Here is a 1,484-nt window from a genome sequence, read left to right on the forward strand (position 1 = left end):
TCCTTGGCGTCCCACTCAGCCTTCTCTTCCTCCGAGAGGTCGGCGTAGCGGATGCCCTGCTCCATGAACTTCAGCGGCACCTTCACCGCCTTGGGTAACGGAAGTCCGGTGAGAATCCGGCACGGTCGCGCCACTGTGAACCCGTACCTGCGGGAAGTCAGACCCAGCACCGTCGTCTCAGGCACCACGATCGGGACGCGTGTTCCCTCAGGAGGTTCTGCCATGGCACATATTGCCGCACCCTCGGCCGGCGTACCCGCCGTCGCCCCCATATCGCTGAAGGCGATCGCCCCGTGGGCGGTCTTCTTCGGCATCCTCATGCTCGTCCTGCTGTACTTCGTCGGCGCCGAGCAGGGCGCCACCTCGGTCATCTCCGGCGAGGCCGTTCACGAGTGGGTCCACGACGGTCGCCATCTTCTCGGCTTCCCCTGCCACTAGGGCGTTTTTCGAAAGTCCCGCCTGTCGGGCGACGCCTGGCACGCACGCTCGCCGCGTCGGGGCCGCCCCGGTACATCCAGTGTCGGGGCGACCCTCCGCCGTGCGAGCGCACGCACCGAACGCCGCCCGACCCGCCCTCCGGGCGAGCGGCACCACCTTCGAAACACGCGCCAGACCTCAGGGGACCGAACTCTCATGAACTCCATATCCGTTCGAGCGCTCTTGGTCCGCGGCATGCTCGCGGGCCTGCTCGCAGGCGTCGCGGCACTCCTCGTCGCCTACTTCCTGGGCGAGTCCCGGGTGGACGCGTCCATCGCCCTGGAAGAAGCCCACAACCACGACCATCACGGCGGTGAGGAACTGGTCAGCCGGACGATGCAGGCCACCGGCGGTCTCGCCACCGGCGTCCTCGTCTTCGGTGTCGCCGTCGGCGGCATCGCGGCACTCGTCTTCTGCTACGCCCTCGGCCGCATCGGGAGCTTCGGCCCCCGGGCCACCGCGGCCTTGGTCGCGGGGGCCGCGCTGCTGACCGTGTACCTCGTACCGTTCCTGAAGTACCCGGCCAACCCGCCGGCCGTCGGCAACCCGGACACCATCGGCCAACGCACGGGACTCTTCTTCCTCATGGTGGCGCTCAGCGTCCTGCTCGCCGTCGCCGCCGTCATCGCCGGGAGGAGGCTCGCGCCGCGCCTCGGCAACTGGAACGCGACCGTCGCCGCATCCGCCGGATACGTCCTGCTGATCGGACTCGCGTACGTGTTCCTGCCGTCGTTCGACGAGGTGGGCGCGGACTTCCCGGCGGCCCTGCTCTGGGAATTCCGGCTCTCCACCCTCGCGGTCCAGGCCACCCTCTGGGTGATCTTCGGGCTGATCTTCGGTGTCTTCACCGAGCGCCTGCTGCTCCCCTCGCGGGATCGGGGCGCGAGCTCCCGGGAAGGTGTTCCCCGGCCCGCCGGAGCGGTGGGCTGACCCGGCACGAGTGTGCGGCCGGAGACCTCTCCCGCCGCACACTCGCGCGTCGTGCGCCCTCGGGGCGCCGGTCCCGG

General features: G+C 69.8%; 3 protein-coding genes. 2 read left to right on the forward strand and 1 reads right to left on the reverse strand.

The genetic code is table 11. From position 1 onward, the window contains the following. The coding region (locus tag ACWD3D_RS36980; RefSeq protein WP_451465010.1) for a hypothetical protein at positions 1-224 on the reverse strand (224 nt) is incomplete at its 3' end. On the opposite strand from ACWD3D_RS36980, the gene ACWD3D_RS36985 reads away from it, so the two are divergent. Beyond that, a complete protein-coding gene (locus ACWD3D_RS36985; protein ID WP_451465011.1) occupies positions 223-438 on the forward strand; it encodes a CbtB domain-containing protein in 216 nt (71 codons plus the stop codon). The genes ACWD3D_RS36980 and ACWD3D_RS36985 overlap by 2 nt on opposite strands. 195 nt (positions 439-633) lie before the next feature. Further along, positions 634-1,407 carry a CbtA family protein gene (locus tag ACWD3D_RS36990; protein WP_451465012.1) on the forward strand — a complete coding sequence of 258 codons (774 nt, stop codon included), beginning with the start codon at positions 634-636 and terminating at the stop codon, positions 1,405-1,407. Positions 1,408-1,484: the final 77 nt, after the last annotated feature.

The organism is Streptomyces sp. NPDC002690 (genome assembly GCF_053592415.1).

Coding starts and splice junctions, on each gene's coding strand:
- ACWD3D_RS36985 (WP_451465011.1), top strand. CDS start 223: ATGGCACATATTGCCGCACCCTCGGCCGGCGTACCCGCCGTCGCCCCC.
- ACWD3D_RS36990 (WP_451465012.1), top strand. CDS start 634: ATGAACTCCATATCCGTTCGAGCGCTCTTGGTCCGCGGCATGCTCGCG.